Here is a 16,815-nt window from a genome sequence, read left to right on the forward strand (position 1 = left end):
CTCGGTTGCGGTTCGGGTTGAAGCGAACCGACGCGCGGGGTCAAGCCCCGCGGCTAACGCGTGTTACGCAATCTGGAGCTTCACACCCGGTCGAACGCGCTGCTCGCCCGCTTCTCGGCACCGCAGTAAATGCATCGCATGTGCCGTTCGGACATCGGGCGTGAGCACTTGTGGCACTTGACCACGCCGACCTTGGTGGCCTTGCCGTCCGCCTGCCCGTCCATCAGATCGATGGTTTGCACGCGATCGAGCAGGTCTTGCTCCGTCAGATTGGTCTTGTCCTGGAGTAGCGACCACATCGCCATGCAGACCAGAGACAAACGCTCGAAGCGGTCTTCGAGGAACTGCACATCGCGCTGGGTCCGCCGGGAAGCACCGGCCTCGCGGACCTTGTCTTTCATGCGTCGCTGGCTCTCGCCACTCGAGCTGCTACCACTATGGGTCGAGTAACCGAACATTGCTGAATCCAACATGGTGTCTCCTCGTTGGGGCCCCACGGCCGATGATCACGGTTCTTTGTTGGCCCTAGGTTAACACCCCACCAAAGTTCAAGAATGGGAAAACACCCCCCGTTTCCCCCAGCTTCACCTTGGGTTACGTCGTTTTCTCGAGGTTATTCACGTTTTTCTCATGCGGTCTGCATCAACGGCTCACACATGCCGCCGATAGTTCTGCGCCAAGGATGGGTTATCCCACACTTGGCCCCGGGCAAGGACGCGCGGGCGAGTGGTGTGACCCCACGGAGACGCAGGATGACGCTCGACTACCGAACGGTATTTATCAGTGACACGCACCTGGGCAGCCGCGGATGCCAGGCGGCCGCCCTCTCGAAATTCATTAAGTACGTCCGCTGCGATCGGCTGTACCTGGTCGGCGATATCGTCGACATGTGGCGGCTCAAGCAGCGCTGGTACTGGCCCGGCGAACACAACAACGTGCTCCGCCGCATCCTCAACCAGACCAAGCACCACACCGACGTCGTCCTCGTCCCCGGCAACCACGACGAGGCCGCCCGGCAGTTCCTCCACTCGGACTTCGGCGGCATCCGCGTGCTGCCGTACGCCGTGCACGTCACCGCCGACGACCGCCGCCTGCTGGTGATCCACGGCGACCAGTTCGACCTGGTCGTCAAGCACTCCCGCTTCGTCTCCATGCTCGGCGGCAAGGCCTACGAAGCGCTCATCGCCTTCAACCGCCGCTACAACCAGGCGCGCGTCAAGCTCGGCCTGCCCTACCAATCGCTGTCCAAGACGATCAAGGGCAAGGTCAAATCGGCCTGCATGTTCATCAGCAAATTCGAAGAAACCCTTGCTCAAGAAGCCGAGAAACGCGGCCTCGACGGCGTGGTCTGCGGCCACATCCACGAGCCCGCCGCCCGCGAAGCGAACTCCGAGCACCCCACGTCGTATTACAACTGCGGCGACTGGGTCGAAAGCTGCACCGCCATGGTCGAGCACCACGACGGCCGCATGGAAGTGATCGACGGCATCAAGGCCGTCGAAGACATGCTCGCCCGTGACCAGGCCGCTCTGGGCCAACCCGACCCGCCCTCGCTCCACGAGCTGATCCGCAGCGACCGGGGCCTTGATCTGGGTGAACAATGGCGCGTAACGATGGGACACAACCGGAGCCGCCGCCGTCCGGAGACGGCGCAAGCCCAGGCGAGCGAAGCAGAACTGGTGATCCCCTCGGCGACGACCAACGGAAAACACCAATGAAAATCGCATTGCTGACCGACGCTTGGGAACCACAGGTCAACGGGGTCGTGCGCACCTGGCAGCACGTCATCGCCGAATCCGAAAAGCGTGGCCACGAGTTCACCATCATCCACCCCGGGATGTTCAAGACCGTCGGCGCCCCGAAGTACCCCGAGATCCGCCTGGCGATCTGGCCCTACGGCAAGACGTACAAAACCCTCGACGAGTACCAGCCCGACGCGATCCACATCGCCACCGAGGGACCCATCGGCCGGGCCGGTCGGCGGTACTGCCTCCGCAACAAGCTGCCATTCACCACCAGCTACCACACGCAGTTCCCCCACTACCTCAAGGCCTACTTCGGCATCCCCAAATTCGCCACCTACAAATTCATCCGCTGGTTCCACGGCAAGGCCCACGCCACCCTCGCCCCCACCCAGACCGTCGTCGATGAGCTCCACGCCAACGGCCTGCCCACCGCCAAGACCTGGTCCCGCGGGGCCGACACCAAGCTGTTCCGCATGCAGGAGAAGACGCTCTTCGAAGACCTGCCCCGGCCGATCTTTCTGAACGCGGGTCGTGTTGCGGTGGAGAAAAACATCGAAGCCTTTCTTGAGCTCGACCTGCCCGGCACGAAAGTCGTCGTTGGTGACGGGCCCGTAAAAGCCAAGCTCGAAAAGCAGTACCCCGATGTGCATTGGACCGGCTACCAGTTCGGCGAAGACCTCGCCCGCCACTACGCCAGCGCGGATGTGTTCGTCTTCCCCAGCCTGACCGACACCTTCGGCGTGGTCATGCTCGAAGCCAACGCCAGCGGCCTCCCAGTCGCCGCCTACCCCGTCACCGGCCCCATCGACGTCGTCGAGCCCGGCGTCACCGGCGTGCTCAACCAAGACCTCCGCCAAGCCTGCCTCGACGCGGTCCACCTCAACCCCCAGGACTGCCGCGACTACGCCCTGCAAAATTCCTGGGGCCGTTGTGCGGAGATCGTGCTCGAGACGGTGCAACGCATTGAACGACCTGCATCACAGACCGCGGTCGCGGCCTCGGCATAAAACATGGTTTTCGTAGGTCAGGCATGCTTGCCTGACACCGATTCACAGTGACTCCCCGTCAGGCAGGCATGCCTGACCTACGGACTTGGGCTTAACAAATACAGCTCATTTACGAGTCAATGCCTCAAGTAAGGATTTTCTGTAATCAATATCCTTCTCATTCCAATATACGAGGCGGTTCTTTAAATCGACATTTAGAAAAGATTCGTAGTAGGCCTCTTCATCAAGAGGCTCTCCGCCTTTACCAAAAAGCTTCAACTTCACGCACATATTTGAAAAATCTAAATCACCTTGGTGAAGCGCAATCGCAGTAAAGCTTTCTCGATCGACCATTCCATTGAGATCTGAGCCCATTCCGTATAGATGGCCTATCGCAGAGATCAGGCGATCGCTCTCAGCACCAGACCTAATGAAGCTCACACCTTTTCGATAGACGTGTGCGTTGATCAGATTCATATCATTGTCAAACCCGCTCTCGATCGTGCGGTCAAAGGTAATTTCCATACCGAGTACTTCATCGCAATACGATGCAGCTAGGCTCAAGGAATAGAAGTCACCTTCATCCGCAAGCCTTGTGATCTGAAAAGTTAAATCGACATAGCCGTCAGCACTAAATTGGTCTAGCACAGGATAGCCATCAACCCCGAGTTTTAAATTCATGTGATCCCTAACCTTCCGGTCGCTAGACGATATCACTAATCAATACAGAGCCATGTTACGAACCAACTAAAAAGATCGAAAGGCTGAACACTTCAGTGCTGCGATGCCTCTAACACGCCACCCAACAACAACCCCGCCACAATCACCGCGATGGCGATGCGGTAGTAGCCGAAGACTTCCATGCCGTGCTTCTTGAGGTAGGCGACCATCCAGGTCACTGCCGCCACGGCCGAGGCCCAGGCGGCGACGCTGCCGATGATCATGTTCGCCCAGCCGTACTGCTCGGCCATCGCCAAGACCATCATCATCTCCTGCGGTTGGCCGTCGACCATGACGACCGCCGTGTCGAGCACCGCCTTGTACACCGTCGCGGCGCACAGCGTAATGACGCCCAGCAGGAAGCTGAACTCCACCGCCGAGGCGAGCGACATACCCACGAGCACGCCGCCGACGATCGTTACCAGCGATCGGCTCGTGCCCGGCCACATCGCGATGCACTGGATCAACCCGATCGCCAGCGCCATCCGCCAGGTCATCGCGTCGAGGCCCTGGCCCTTTTCGCCGGTGTCGCCCTTGCGTTTCTTCCACCACACCGTGGCGAGGATCGCGACGCCGCCGACAAACCACGCGATCACGATCGGCCACATGCCGAACAGCTTCTCTTCGATCCAGTCGTCAAACAGCAGGCCGATCACCGCCGCGGGCATGAACGCCACGAGCATGTTCAGCCCGATGCGGAAGCCCGCCTCGTCGCCACGGCCGACGCCGACCTTGCCCGCCCAGCCGATCGAACACTGCTTGACCCGCCGCCAGTACAGCCCGAGCACGGCGATGATCGCCCCGCCCTGGATACAGATCGCGTACGCATTCGCCGCCGCGTTGGCCTCGGCCGACTCGGTCCCGATGCCCAGGAGGGCCTGCACCACCAGCAGGTGCCCGGTCGAGCTCACCGGCAGATACTCGGTCAGCCCCTCCACCACGCCGAGAATGATCGCTTGCCACCATGTCATAAAATGGGTTTCCTGTGTCCTGATCGCGGTTTTCGGCCCGCCGGGGCCGAACTGGGCCAAGCGTACCACCGTTTCGCCCCGCCGCCAGAGGCATCGGTTAATAACTTGTTGGGACTACACTTGAAACCCCAAACACATCGTATATCATTTCATCCGGATAATAGGATGAATTAACCGCCAGCCGCCCCCCGGCCGAGAAACCCGCACATGAGCCTCTTCACCCAACAACTGCAGAAACGCGTCCTCTTCCTCGACGGCGCGATGGGCACCTCGATCCACAACATCGAGGACCTGGACCTCGAGCGTGACTACCTCGGCCGGGAGAACTGCACCGAGGTCCTGCTGCTCACCCGACCCGAGGTGATCCAGGGCATCCACGAGTCGTTCCTCGAAGCGGGCAGCGACGCGGTCGAGACCGACTCGTTCAACGCCCAGCTCCACACCATGGAAGACCAGGACCTGGTCGACGAGGTGTACAAGCTCAACGTCCTCGCCGCCCAGGTCGCCCGCAAGGCCTGCGACAAATACGCCACACCCGAACGCCCCAAGTTCGTCGTCGGCTCGATGGGCCCGGGCACCAAACTCGTCACCCTCGGCAACATCGGCTGGGACGAGATGCTCAAGTCCTACGAAGAGCAGGTCCGCGGCCTGCTCGACGGCGGCGCCGACGTTTTATTGCTCGAAACCGCGCAGGACATCCTGCAGGTCAAATGTGCCCTCAACGCGGCGCTCAACGTGCTGGAAGAAAAAGGCCTGAAGCCCGACACCGGCACGCCCGAAAGCATCGCCGACGAAACCTCCATCCCAATCATGGTGCAGGTCACCATCGAGCAGTTCGGCACCACGCTCGTCGGCACCGACATGGCGGGCGTCGTTGCGGCGTTGCGTGACTACCCGATCTACTCGCTGGGCATGAACTGCGCGACCGGCCCGGTCGAGATGGCCGAGCACGTCAACTACCTCGCCAAGAACTGGGACCGCGGCATCAGCCTGCTGCCCAACGCGGGTCTGCCCACGCTGGTCGAGGGCAAGACGATCTTCCCGCTGCAGCCCGAGCCGTTCGCCGAGAAGATGGCCGACTTCGTGAAGACCGCCGGACTCAACGTCGTTGGCGGATGCTGCGGCACCACGCCCGGCCACATCAAGGCCCTCACCGAACACGTCGGCCTCGACACCCCGCCCGCCGAGGTCGAGAAGAAGCCCTGGAAGCCTCAGATCGCCTCACTCATGGGCGCGGTCGAGTACCGCCAGGACAACTCGATCCTCAACGTCGGCGAGCGCACCAACGCCTCGGGCTCGCGCAAGTTCAAACGCCTGCTCGAAGAGGAAAACTGGGACGAGATCATGTCGCTGGCCAAGGAGATGGTCCGCGAAGGTTCGCACGTGATCGACGTCAACGTCGACTACGCCGGGCGTGACAACGTCGCGGACATGCAGAAAATCGTCGGCCTGCTCGTGCAGCAGGTCAACGCCCCGCTCATGCTCGACTCGACCCAACCCGCCACCATCGAAGCGGGCCTCAAGGCCGCGGGCGGCAAATGCCTCATTAACTCCGGCAACCTCGAAGACGGCGAAGAGAAGTTCGCCGTGATGTGCAACCTCGCCAAGCAGTACGGCGCAGGCCTCGTGCTCGGCTGCATCGACGAAGACCCCGAAGAAGCAATGGCGCGGACGCGCGAGCGCAAGCTGTCGATCGCCGAGCGGATGCACAAGCTCGCCACCGAGAAGTACGGCCTCAAAGAAGAAGACCTGATGTTCGACCCGTTGGTCCTGCCGGTCTCCACCGGCATGGAGCAGGACAAACACTCGGGCCTCGAAACCATCGAAGGCACCCGCCTCATCAGCGAGCGCTTCCCCAACTGCCAGATCACCTGCGGCCTGTCGAACATCAGCTTCGGCCTCAAGCCCGCGGCCCGGCAGGTGCTCAACAGCGTGTTCCTCTACGAACTGGTCCAGGCCGGCATGACCAGCGCGATCCTGCACGTCAGCAAGATCCTGCCCAAAAACCGCATCCCTGAAGAGCAGTGGGACGCAGCGCTGGATGTGCTCTATGCCCGGGACGCCGCGTCGCCCGTCACGCTCGAAGACGGCAGCGAGACCACCGACCCGCTGCAGATCTTCATCAACCTGTATCCCGACGGAGCCGAAGTGCAGTCGACCAAGGTCGATCTCGCCGACCTCCCACTGGAAGAACGGCTGCGCAAGCACATCATCGACGGCGAAAAGCAGGGCCTCGAAGAAACCCTCGACGAAGCCCGTGAGAAATACCCCCCGCTGGACATCGTCAACGACCACCTTCTCGACGGCATGCGCGTCGTGGGCGACCTGTTCGGCAGCGGCCAGATGCAGCTGCCGTTCGTGCTGCAGTCCGCCCAGGTCATGAAGGCCGCCGTGGCCTGCCTCGAACCCTACATGGAAAAAACAGACGACGCGGGTAAGGGCACCATGCTGCTCGCCACCGTCCGCGGCGACGTCCACGACATCGGGAAGAACCTCGTCGACATCATCCTGACCAACAACGGCTACACCGTGCACAACATCGGCATCAAGGTGCCGATCAACGAGATCGTCGCCAAGTACCACGAGACCAAGCCTGACGCGATCGGCTTGTCGGGCCTGCTCGTGAAGTCCGTCAACGTGATGGAAGAAAACCTCAAGGAACTTAACAGCCTCGGCATCCAGGTCCCCATGATCCTCGGCGGCGCTGCGCTGCAACGCTCCTACTGCGAAGGCCACCTCCGCGACACCTACGAAGGCAAGACCTACCACGGCACCGACGCCTTCGAAGGCCTTCGCCTCATGGACTACGTCTGCGCCAACCGCTTCGACGAACTCGAAGCCGAGATCGAAGAACGTAAGACCAAGCGTGAGGTGAAAGAAGAAAAGGTCGCCGAGCTCCAGGCCCGAGCCGACGAGCGCAAGGCCGCCGACGGCGGTGTCGCCACCCTCCCTGCCCGCTCCGACACCAAGATCCTCGACGACGTCCCCACGCCGCCCTTCTACGGCAGCCGGGTCGTCGAAGACATCGACCTCGACCAGATCTACCCCTACGTCAACGAGACCGCCCTCTTTAAGACTCAATGGCAGTTCGTCCGTGGCAGCAAGTCCTCGGCCGAGTACGACGCCCAGCTCGAAGACGAGGTCCGCCCGATCTTCGACCGCTACAAGCGGGACATGAAAGCGCAGAACATCCTGCAGGGCAAAGTGGTTTATGGCTTCTGGCCGTGTAACGCCGACGGCGATGACCTGGTGATCTACGACCCCGAAGACCACGACAAGGAAATCGAACGCTTCACCAACTTCCCCCGCCAACACGAGCGCAAACGCCTGTGCATCTCCGACTTCTTCCTGCCCGTGGACTCGGGCAAGAAGGATGTGCTACCGCTGCAGTGCGTCACCATGGGCCAAGAGATCAGCCGCGTCGCCAAGGAGTACTTCGACGCCGACAACTACACCGAGTACCTCTACGCTCACGGCATGGGCGTCGAATGCGCCGAGGCCCTCGCCGAACTGTGGCACAAACGCATCCGCGCCGAGCTGGGCATCGGCAACGACGACAGCCCGAAGATCAAACAACTCTTCACTCAGAAGTATCGCGGCAGTCGCTACAGCTTCGGCTACCCCTCGTGTCCGGAAATGCAGGACCAGGAAATCCTCTTCCGCCTCCTCAAGCCCGAACGCATCGGCTGCGAACTCACCGAGAACTGGCAGATCGACCCCGAGCAATCCACGAGCGCCATCGTCGTCCACCACCCGGATGCGAAGTACTTCAATCTTTAGGCTTCACGACAATGTCGCTTACTCGCTCACCGCTTCATCTATCACTTTCTCAACTCGCTCGAGGACCAGTGTTTTTTCTCCAATAAATAACGCCCAGCGTTACCCCTAGCACGAATATCATTAGTCCAAGTAATAACCCGCCATACACTGACGTCATAATATGTGGCTCGAACGGATCGGCTGGGGTGTGATTAAACACAGACTCGGCCATCCAAGATACGCCAAGGACAACTCCAATTGGAGTCACCGCCGCCAAGAGTGTCATTAGAAACACAATCCATATTGCTACGAGCGTAGTTTTGGTTCGTTATTCCATATCAATAAGTTTACTTAGCCGGCGAGGAATGTCTCGAAGCAAAGTAAATTGCGATTCTATTTTCACATTCTATTGCGCCCTATCGAACAACCACCGCCCCGGGGCGGGGCTGGGGGAGTCGGCCACAAGGAGCATCAAGAAGCGCAGCTCGCCCAGCGCCCGCCTCGGGGCGGGATGTTCCCTGATCGAATTGGCCCGTCGTTCCGGCTTAAACCGACGGGAAGGTGAGTCGGCCGACGTTGCCGTTGAGGTCGACCCAGTACATGAAGCCGTCCACGCCCATGGTCATCTCGACCACGTTGCCGGGGGTGTCGGCGGCGGTCACCTCGCGGTCAAACGTGCCGTCGGCGTTGAACAGCGCAGCCTGGATGGTGGGCTTCTGGTAGTCGAGGAAGAACAAGGCGTTTTCGTAGCCGGTGTAGGTGCTGCCGGTGTTGAAGTCGCCCAGGATGATGGCTCGGGCGCCGTCGCTGTGGGACTTGGCCCAGAACGGCGCGGTGACATCGGGGTTGGAGGCGTAGAAGGCCTGGGCCTCGCTGAGGTTCTGGTAGCCGGTGACCTGCTGCAGGCTCACCCCGTTGCCGCCCTCGTAGTACGGCCAGCCGAAGTTCTCGCCGCCGCCCGCGCCGCCGAGGCCGACCGGAGCCGAAGCGACGTTGATTTCTTCCCAGCGGTTCCAGCCGACGTCGCCGATGTAGAGCTCGCCGGTGTTGGGGTTGATGGCGTTGCGGTAGGGGTTACGCAGGCCGAAGGCGTAGACCTTCGAGCGGTTGCTGTCGGGGTCGCCATCGTAGAACGGGTTGTCGCTCAGGCCCTGGCCGGTAAGCGGATCGACGCGGAGGACCTTGCCCGAGAGGTTATCGATGTCCTGGACGCGGGTGGTGCGTGGGTCGACGTTGCCGTAGGACGTGCCGTCGCCGATGGTGACGTAGAGGCTGCCGTCGAGGCCGAAGTCCAGGCCGCCGATGGTGTGGCTCTGGCTGTCGGTGGCGATGAAGTCGCGGATGGGGTCGCCGTTTTCGTCGTAGCCGGACGGGGGCAGGCTGAAGTTTCCGGTGGAGTCGAGGTCGGGCCGGACGATGTTGTCCCAGGTTGAGTTGGTGCCGAGGATCACGAGTTCGCTGCCCGCGACGGCGGTGGTGTAGCCGGTGCTGGCGTCGGCGGTGAACCGGCTGACGCGGGCGCCGCGGTTGCCGAACTGATCCGGCGCGGCCAAGCCGGACTGCCCGACGGTCTCGGGCGGGTCATAGGTGTAGGCCATGTAGATGTAGGGCGTGTTCGGGAAGTCGGGGTGGAGCGCCAGGCCCAGCGCCCCGCGGTCCCGCACGTTGTTCACCGCGGCGCGGTGGTCGACGAACAGCGTCGGCGTCGAGCCGCCCGGGGCCACGGTGTAGACCCGGCCGTCCTTCTGCAGGATGAACATGGTGCCGTCGGCGGTGAACTCGATCGCGGTGGGCTGGCTCAGCCCGGACACGACGACCTCGGTTTCTAGCCTGGTCAACTGCTCGACCGGCACCGCCGTCTCGCTAAAGAGCGCTGCGGTCGGGACGAGCTCTTCCACCTGGCTGGCGCTCGACCAGAACAGCTCCATCACCGCGGCGCCGCCGGCCTCGAAGTATTCGATCTCGATGTCAACCTTCTCGCCCGCCACGAGATCGATCGAGCCGGTGTGCGAGGTCGCCCCTTGTAGGATGAACTTGTCAATGACGGTTTGGCCGTTGACCTTCAGGCGGACGCCGTCGTCGCTCACGGTGCGGAAGGTGTAGGTCTCGGTGAACTCGGCCTGGACCTGGCCCGTCCAGCGGATGCTGAACGTGTCGGCCCCGAGCACCGGGTCGGGCGAGCCGCCGCCCCAGTTGAAGTTGATCGTCGGGTCGTTGCGACGCAGCGCGATGTTGGTGAAGTTCTGGTTGTCGAAGTACTCGCCCAGCAGGCCGTTGCCGACGATGGGCTGTTCATCGTCTTCGATGTTGATCAGGGCCGTGCGTGGTGCGCCGAGCCCCGCTCCGCCGCCGACGCGGTCGAGCGACACGCCGAAGGACTCGGTGCCCTCGATGTCGGTGTCGTTGATCAGGTCGATGCGGATTTCGGCGACGGTCTGTCCGTCTTCAAACACCACGGTGCCCGAGGCCGCGACGTAGTCCGCGCCCGCCAGCGCGGTGCCGTCGATCACGACGAAGTCGGCTTCGACCCGCCCGTCCGATCCGCCGGTGCGCCGGACGGGGATGACCACCTGGGCGTCGGTTTCTACGACGTCAAAGCTCGATCCGCCGAGGGCAAGCGTGCCACGGTTCACGGCCTCGACGGTCACCGCGACGTTGGCCGTGGCGGTCGCGCCGTTGGCGTCGATGATCGTATAGGTGAAGCTGTCCGCTCCGCTGAAGCCCGCTTGCGGGGTGTAGAGCAGGTCAGAGCCGCTGATGGCGACTGAGCCGTTTGCACCTTGCGTGACCGAGTCGATCGAGATCGCATCGCCGCCGGGGTCCGAGTCGTTGGCCAGCACGCCGACCGACGCGGTGCCCGAGTCCTGCTCAAGGGTGAGCGTGTCGTCCACGGCGGTGGGCGGGGTGTTGCGGAGGGTGATGTTGACGTTGGCCGAGTCGAACCCGCCCCGGCCGTCGGTGATCTGCACGATGAACGGGTCGTCGCCGAGGATGCCATCCGGCGCGGTGTAGTAGACCAGACCGTTCTCGATGCGGGCCGAGCCCGCGCCTGGTGCGAGGAGGATCTGCGAGGCGGACAGGTTGTCGCCGTCGTCGTCGCTGTCGTTGAGGGTGACGTCGATGACGATCTCGCCAAGGCCCTGGTCGACGATCACATCGTCGGGGTTGGCATACGGCGTGGCGTTGGCCGTGCCGGGAGCGACCTGGATCACCGAGTAGGCGATGTCGGTACCGCCGCGGCCGTCGGACAGTTCGTAGACATAGAAGTCCTGCCCGGTGAATCCGGTCGCGGGGGTGTAGACGGTGTTGCCGTTGACAATCTCGACCGAGCCGCTTTGCACCTCGAGGATGGCCGAGACGAACAGCGGGTCGCCGTCCGGGTCCGAGTCGTTGGCGAGCACGTCCAGCGCGATTGGCGTGCCGTTGTTCTCGACGTTGAACGCGTCCTGGTCGGCGTAGGGCGTGTTGTTCGATCCCGCCGCGAGCGTGATGTCGAGGACGACGTAGGCGATGTTGGTCCCGCCGTTGCCGTCGGACAGCGTGTAGATGAAGAAGTCCAGATCGGTCTGGCCGACCTGCGGGGTGAACCGCACGTTCTGGCCGTCGTTGATGATCTCGGCGGTGGCGAACTGCGGGTCGGTGATTGATTCGATACGCAGCGGGTCGCCATCCGCGTCGGTGTCGTTGCTCAAGAGGTCGAGCACCACCGCCGCGCCGTTGTCGTTGATGATGCTGATGTTGTCCTGGTCGGCGTAGGGTGAGGCGTTGAACAACACCCTCGGCTCCATCGCTTCAAACTGCGGCATGCCCTCGCACTCCACAAACCTATCGATAGCACGCGTAAAGAAATGCATCTTCCCTCTCCTGAAAACTAGATGTGCTCCACCGACCACCCGGTCCTGCGGAATTTGCGAATCGATATCGAGTATAGCGAAATGAACAGCGCACAAAACCCGCGATCACGCGGTTTGCGCTAGGTGTTTACAGCAGACGACTCAGATTGCCCAAAGACCCTAGATTCAAATCCTCTCGGATCAGCCCGCGCCCATCGCCGCGATGAATTCGTCCGCCTCGGCGATGCTCTGGTTCATCTCGGCGATCAACGCCTCGATGCCGTCGACCAGCTCATCCGCGTTTTCTTGCAGCGTCGCCAAAGCCTGAGCGTTGAGCGAACTCTTGAGGAAGATCACCCGCCCCTTAAAACTCTCGAGCACCGGGTCCATCTTGTCGGCCGCCTCGTCCATCTTGGCGACCATCGCATCGAAGGACGCCTGGGTGTCGTCACGCTGCTTGATCATGGCCTTCTTGTATTCGGGGACGGTCTGCTCCTCGATGTCGCTTTCCCACTCCTTGAAGAACACGGCACCCAGTCGTTTGACCCCGCCGATCTCGTCGCGGAAGTCGTCCGCCTGGGCGTAGCAGCGGTCATAGCTCTTCTGCAGTTTCTTGTACGCGTCTTCGAGTTCGCCGCCATCAAATTCATACGTCGCGCGGAACTGATCCAACGCGCTGGTGAACTCCACCTTGGCCGCTTCTTGTCGAGAGCGGGTGTCCTGCACCTGATCGACCAGCAGATCACGCGACTCCCAGCCGAGCTGTTTCCACGCCGCGACGTAGGTTGAGGTGCAACCGCTGCCCACCAGCAACCCCGCCATCACCACCAACACACCAACGTTTCGAGCTGTGAATAACATCGCGTTCTCCTGATCAAAAAAAGTTCCCCGATTGCTCCAGAGCTTGCATCATACCAGCCGGTCGAGTAACGCCCGACACTGCGATTCATATCCGCCGCCGAAGTGCCAGAGGTGGCTGAGCAGGTGGTGGAGGCGGTAGATCTCGACGCGCCGCTCCCAGCCGTCCTGAAGCGGCCAGACTTCCCGATACGCCGCCTCGAAGCGCGACCCGAAGCCAAACAGCCGGGTCATGCCGAACTCGACTTCGCGGTTCGTGTAGCTGCACGCCGGGTCGTAGATCCACACCCGGCCGTCGCGGTCGGCACACGCGTTGCCCGACCACAAATCGCCGTGGATCAACACCGGGGGCTCATCCGAACCGGCCAAGACGTCTTCCAACCGATCCGCCAAACGCCGCCCCCGATCAACCACCTGCGGATAGGCCGACAAACGCTCGATCAAAGGCAACAGCCGACGCTCACGCCAGAACGTGATGTAACCTTCCGACATCGTGTTGCCCTGGGGCAGCCGCCCAAGGTAATTGTCGGCTTCGAAACCAAAACCCTCGTCACGCTGTGATCGCTGGTGCAACTGTGCCAATCCGTGTCCGAGCTTCTCCTCGAAATCGGCCGACTTCCCCCCGATGTCGATTAACTCCAGCACCAGATAATCCCGCCCCACCGCCAACACCTCGGGGACTCCGAGCGCCCCGGCCGCGTTTCTCAACGCATCCAACCCCGCCGCCTCCGCTTCGAACAAGCCCGGAAGCGTCCCCGCATTCGTATTGGTCTTCACGAACACCCCGCGCCCATCGCTGAGCTCCCACGCCGCGGCCTGATTGATATCGCCGCCACCAACCGCAGAACGCTGGGTCACGCTTGCGCCCAGCTCACGCTCGATCTGGCGCTGGGTGTCGGGGTTCACGCGGCGTCGCTTTCGCCGGTGAGGTGTTCAAGGATCGCCGGGCAGGCCGACTCGATCATGTCGAGCACTTCCTCGAAGCCCGCCGCCCCGCCGTAGTACGGGTCGGGCACGCTGCGCACTTCGTCGCGGTCGCTCCAAGACACGCCCGGCAAGAACTCGCCCAGCATTTTGATCCGGCCGAGCTGCTCGTCGTTGATCGTCATGGCCGCGAGGTCGTCGTAGTTCGCCCGGTCCATCGCGACGATCAGCGTGAACGACTCGATGTCGTTCTGCGTGACCTTGCGGGCTCTGCTCGTCAGACGGTAGCCCCGCTTCTCCGCCGCCGTCTGCATGCGTTGGTCGGCGGGGTTGCCCGTGTGATAGCCGATCGTGCCCGCCGAGTCGACGACGATGTCCCGGCTAAGCCCACGCTCATCGACCAGCCCCTGGAACACCCCCTCGCCCGTGGGCGATCGGCAGATGTTGCCCATGCACACAAACAGCACGCTCTTGGAATCCTGAGTCATGCGGGCATGATAGCCCGGCGAACTCACGCGGGTTCGAAGACGAGGTGGCAGGTGTAGATAAGCGTATCGTTCGTCGGTGCGTCGCCGGGCGGGCCCTCGATGCCGAACGGGTCGAGCAGGCGGACCTCCCATCGGCCGTCGATCGACAGCCGCGGCTTGCCGTCCTCACCGAGGAACGCCTCGATGCTCGCCGGCACGGAGAGCGGGATCGTGATCCCCTTCATCGTGAACTGGCCGTGCATCACCGCCGCGGCGACCGTGCCGAAGGCGGGCTGGTCGAACTCGGTCTCGATCTTCTCGATCACGAAGAACGACTCGGGGTGCGAATCGACCTCGAGCATCGTGGTGTGGATCGAATCGTCCAGGTCTTCCTCGCCCATCGTCACCGTCGACGGGTCGGCCACAAATCGGCCGCGCATGCCTTCGAGCGACAACCCCTCGCCCAGCGTCAACTCGCCGCTCACGGAAGTCACTTCGCCGGCATACGCATCGAGCGGTGCGGGGAACTTGAACTGCACCGCCGGCCGCATGTTCTGCGCCAACTCATCAACCACCCACTCGCGCACGATCTCCACGTTCGCCAACGCCTCGGCCGACGCGCCTTCGGGCTTGGGCGGCAGCGGCAAACCCAGCTCTTCCCAAGACACCACGGGCGTGCCGCTGGGCACCACGTCAAACCCATCGCCCAGCCGCGACTCGCCGAGCTGGCGTGCGATCTCGTCGGCCAAGATTTTTGCGCCACGCGCAAACACCTCGTCCGCTTGATCGATCGGCCCCTTGAGCGAGCCGTCCATCAGCGTGAACACCGGCTCGTGGCAATGGAACTGCGAGTACAGCCCGAGGCTGAGGTAAAGCGTGCCGTCCGCCGCTAGGTAGGGGTAGTAGTCGGTGTAGAACATCCGGTCGCTACGCCCGAGATCGACACGGTCCTGCCAGACGAATCGCTCGTCCGCCGAACCGATCGCCTCGGCCATCGACGCGGCGGTGATTTCCACGCCCTTCGCCGACGCCCCTTCACCCAACACCAGATCGGTCACCTTGATCGGCGTGGCCACCTTGGCGTTACCCAGATCCCACACCGGCAGCGACTCACGCACCAGCGTCGCGCCCTCCTGCGGCAGGAAACGAGACGTGCGGATGAAGTTCCGCACCCGGTCCGGCGTCGCGTAACGCCCCTGGTAAATCGATCGCCCCAGATGGTTCTGGTACGCGATCAACGGCGTGATCCCCACCCCCTCGGGAACACCCGCCGACTCACCCACTTCCAGGACGGTCAGCGCGGTACCCGATGCCTTGGCCAACTTCTCGAGCTCGGGCAGGTCGTTGCTGGCAAAGCGTTCTGCCAACTCCGACGCGCCGGGCTGCACAAAGACGATCAGCTGCTCCGCAGGTGTTTCCGGCGTCTCGTCCGCCATCGCGGAACCGCCGCCGAGCAACACCAACGCGGTCAAGACCGCCAGCCGCTGACACCATCGGGGGGTGGGAAAGAGCCGATTCATTTCGAGTACCCAGCGATCGGCACCATGACCGTGATTTTTTCGCCGACCTTATCGGTGGGAGCGTTTTCGTTGATGCCCAGGTCCAGGCGGCTGATGTTGAACATCGAACGCAGCACCAGCAGGTCGCCGGACTTTGCCCCTCCGCGTTTCTCCGCGCCGTCGGCCACATGGGTCACTTCGATCATGACCGACAGCGGCAGCTCTTTCCCGCCGAACGACATGGTGCCGTGTACGTCGAGCATGTGGCCCTCGTCGTCGGTCGGCTCGGCGCTGACCACTTTGTCGAAGGTCAGCGTGGCGGGGAATTCGCCGGAGAAGTTCATCCATTTGGCGCCCTTGAGGGCTTTGGTCATGCCATCATGGATAAACGAGATCTCACCGATATCGACGGTGATTTCGCCGTCGAACGAAGTGGGGTCGGCCGGGTCGTAGCTGACCACGCCCGCCACGCCACCGATCATGCCGGTGATGGGTTCGAGCTCGGAGTCGACCACGAACACGATGCCGTTGACACCTTTGGGGTCCTTGAAGTCGAACTCGACCGGCTCAGCCGAGGCCGCCAGGCCCGCGCCAAGGGTGATTGCCGCCGCCGTCATCGCCGCCAAGGTCCGCTGTGTGAATCGCATCATCGTTGAGGTCTCCTGAGTATCCGAAAGGGTTTGAAACGGCCGCGGCCGCGTGACATAGACGTTCGAACAAGTATAGCCCCCCACTCCGCCGTTTCCCGTTCGCCAAACGAGAACTTTTCGCTACACTGTGCATCCCTGCAGGGGCCATAGCTCAGTTGGGAGAGCGCCTGCTTTGCAAGCAGGAAGTCGCCGGTTCGAGCCCGGCTGGCTCCATTCGCAAAACTACTGGTCAGACGTGTAGTTAAACACGTACCCGCCTCAGGCGGCGCTGACCGGAACGCAACTCACCATGCGGTCATTACCGCAATGCGTTTCGGAGAGTGTCACGCCTACAACGCCACAACCCATGCATCGATTGCATCGCCCCAGAAGAAAGGCTGTGGTCATTCTTTCTGATAGGCCT

Annotated in this window: 12 protein-coding genes and 1 tRNA gene; 4 read left to right on the forward strand and 9 right to left on the reverse strand. The window is 62.4% G+C overall.

Translation table 11 applies throughout. The annotated features are described in order from the left end of the window. Nucleotides 1-80: 80 nt before the first annotated feature. The gene (locus HNQ40_RS00905) at nucleotides 81-401 is read right to left on the reverse strand and encodes a hypothetical protein (RefSeq protein WP_221435318.1); all 321 of its coding nucleotides are present in this window, start codon (nucleotides 399-401) and stop codon (nucleotides 81-83) included. A gap of 351 nt (nucleotides 402-752) precedes the next feature. Here HNQ40_RS00905 and HNQ40_RS00910 point away from each other — a divergent pair, with 351 nt between their 5' ends. Next, complete coding sequence (locus HNQ40_RS00910) at nucleotides 753-1,718, forward strand: UDP-2,3-diacylglucosamine diphosphatase (protein WP_184675458.1); 966 nt, start codon at nucleotides 753-755, stop codon at nucleotides 1,716-1,718. Next, complete coding sequence (locus HNQ40_RS00915; protein WP_184675460.1) at nucleotides 1,715-2,752, forward strand: glycosyltransferase family 4 protein; 1,038 nt, start codon at nucleotides 1,715-1,717, stop codon at nucleotides 2,750-2,752. The genes HNQ40_RS00910 and HNQ40_RS00915 overlap by 4 nt, the downstream gene beginning before the upstream one ends. A gap of 105 nt (nucleotides 2,753-2,857) precedes the next feature. Here the strand turns inward: HNQ40_RS00915 and HNQ40_RS18010 are convergent, their stop codons facing one another. Beyond that, nucleotides 2,858-3,412, reverse strand: coding sequence for a hypothetical protein (locus HNQ40_RS18010; protein WP_221435319.1), 555 nt, complete (start codon nucleotides 3,410-3,412; stop codon nucleotides 2,858-2,860). Nucleotides 3,413-3,504: 92 nt separating this feature from the next. Then, entirely contained in the window at nucleotides 3,505-4,422 is a 918-nt protein-coding gene (locus HNQ40_RS00925) for an undecaprenyl-diphosphate phosphatase (RefSeq protein ID WP_184675462.1), read from the reverse strand. Between the two features lie 207 nt (nucleotides 4,423-4,629). Between HNQ40_RS00925 and metH the strand changes: the two genes are divergently transcribed. After that, nucleotides 4,630-8,202, forward strand: coding sequence for a methionine synthase (metH, locus tag HNQ40_RS00930; protein WP_184675464.1), 3,573 nt, complete (start codon nucleotides 4,630-4,632; stop codon nucleotides 8,200-8,202). A 524-nt stretch (nucleotides 8,203-8,726) separates the two neighbouring features. Here metH and HNQ40_RS00935 read toward each other — a convergent pair. The 6 genes from HNQ40_RS00935 to HNQ40_RS00960 form a co-directional block, all read right to left on the reverse strand. Beyond that, complete coding sequence (locus tag HNQ40_RS00935) at nucleotides 8,727-11,987, reverse strand: Ig-like domain-containing protein (protein WP_184675466.1); 3,261 nt, start codon at nucleotides 11,985-11,987, stop codon at nucleotides 8,727-8,729. A gap of 228 nt (nucleotides 11,988-12,215) precedes the next feature. Then, a complete protein-coding gene (locus HNQ40_RS00940) occupies nucleotides 12,216-12,875 on the reverse strand; it encodes a DUF2959 family protein (protein ID WP_184675468.1) in 660 nt (219 codons plus the stop codon). 48 nt (nucleotides 12,876-12,923) lie between these two features. Next, complete coding sequence (locus tag HNQ40_RS00945; RefSeq protein WP_184675470.1) at nucleotides 12,924-13,778, reverse strand: fructosamine kinase family protein; 855 nt, start codon at nucleotides 13,776-13,778, stop codon at nucleotides 12,924-12,926. Then, nucleotides 13,775-14,284: a low molecular weight protein-tyrosine-phosphatase gene (locus HNQ40_RS00950; RefSeq protein ID WP_184675472.1), complete on the reverse strand. Its 510-nt coding sequence runs from the start codon at nucleotides 14,282-14,284 to the stop codon at nucleotides 13,775-13,777. The genes HNQ40_RS00945 and HNQ40_RS00950 overlap by 4 nt, the downstream gene beginning before the upstream one ends. A 23-nt stretch (nucleotides 14,285-14,307) precedes the next feature. After that, complete coding sequence (locus tag HNQ40_RS00955; RefSeq protein WP_184675474.1) at nucleotides 14,308-15,783, reverse strand: YceI family protein; 1,476 nt, start codon at nucleotides 15,781-15,783, stop codon at nucleotides 14,308-14,310. After that, nucleotides 15,780-16,412, reverse strand: a complete 633-nt coding sequence (locus HNQ40_RS00960) for a YceI family protein (RefSeq protein WP_184675476.1) — start codon at nucleotides 16,410-16,412, stop codon at nucleotides 15,780-15,782. The genes HNQ40_RS00955 and HNQ40_RS00960 overlap by 4 nt, the downstream gene beginning before the upstream one ends. A gap of 140 nt (nucleotides 16,413-16,552) precedes the next feature. Here HNQ40_RS00960 and HNQ40_RS00965 point away from each other — a divergent pair. Next, nucleotides 16,553-16,625, forward strand: a tRNA-Ala gene (locus tag HNQ40_RS00965). Nucleotides 16,626-16,815: the final 190 nt, after the last annotated feature.

Source organism: Algisphaera agarilytica, assembly GCF_014207595.1.
Lineage (GTDB): Bacteria > Planctomycetota > Phycisphaerae > Phycisphaerales > Phycisphaeraceae > Algisphaera > Algisphaera agarilytica.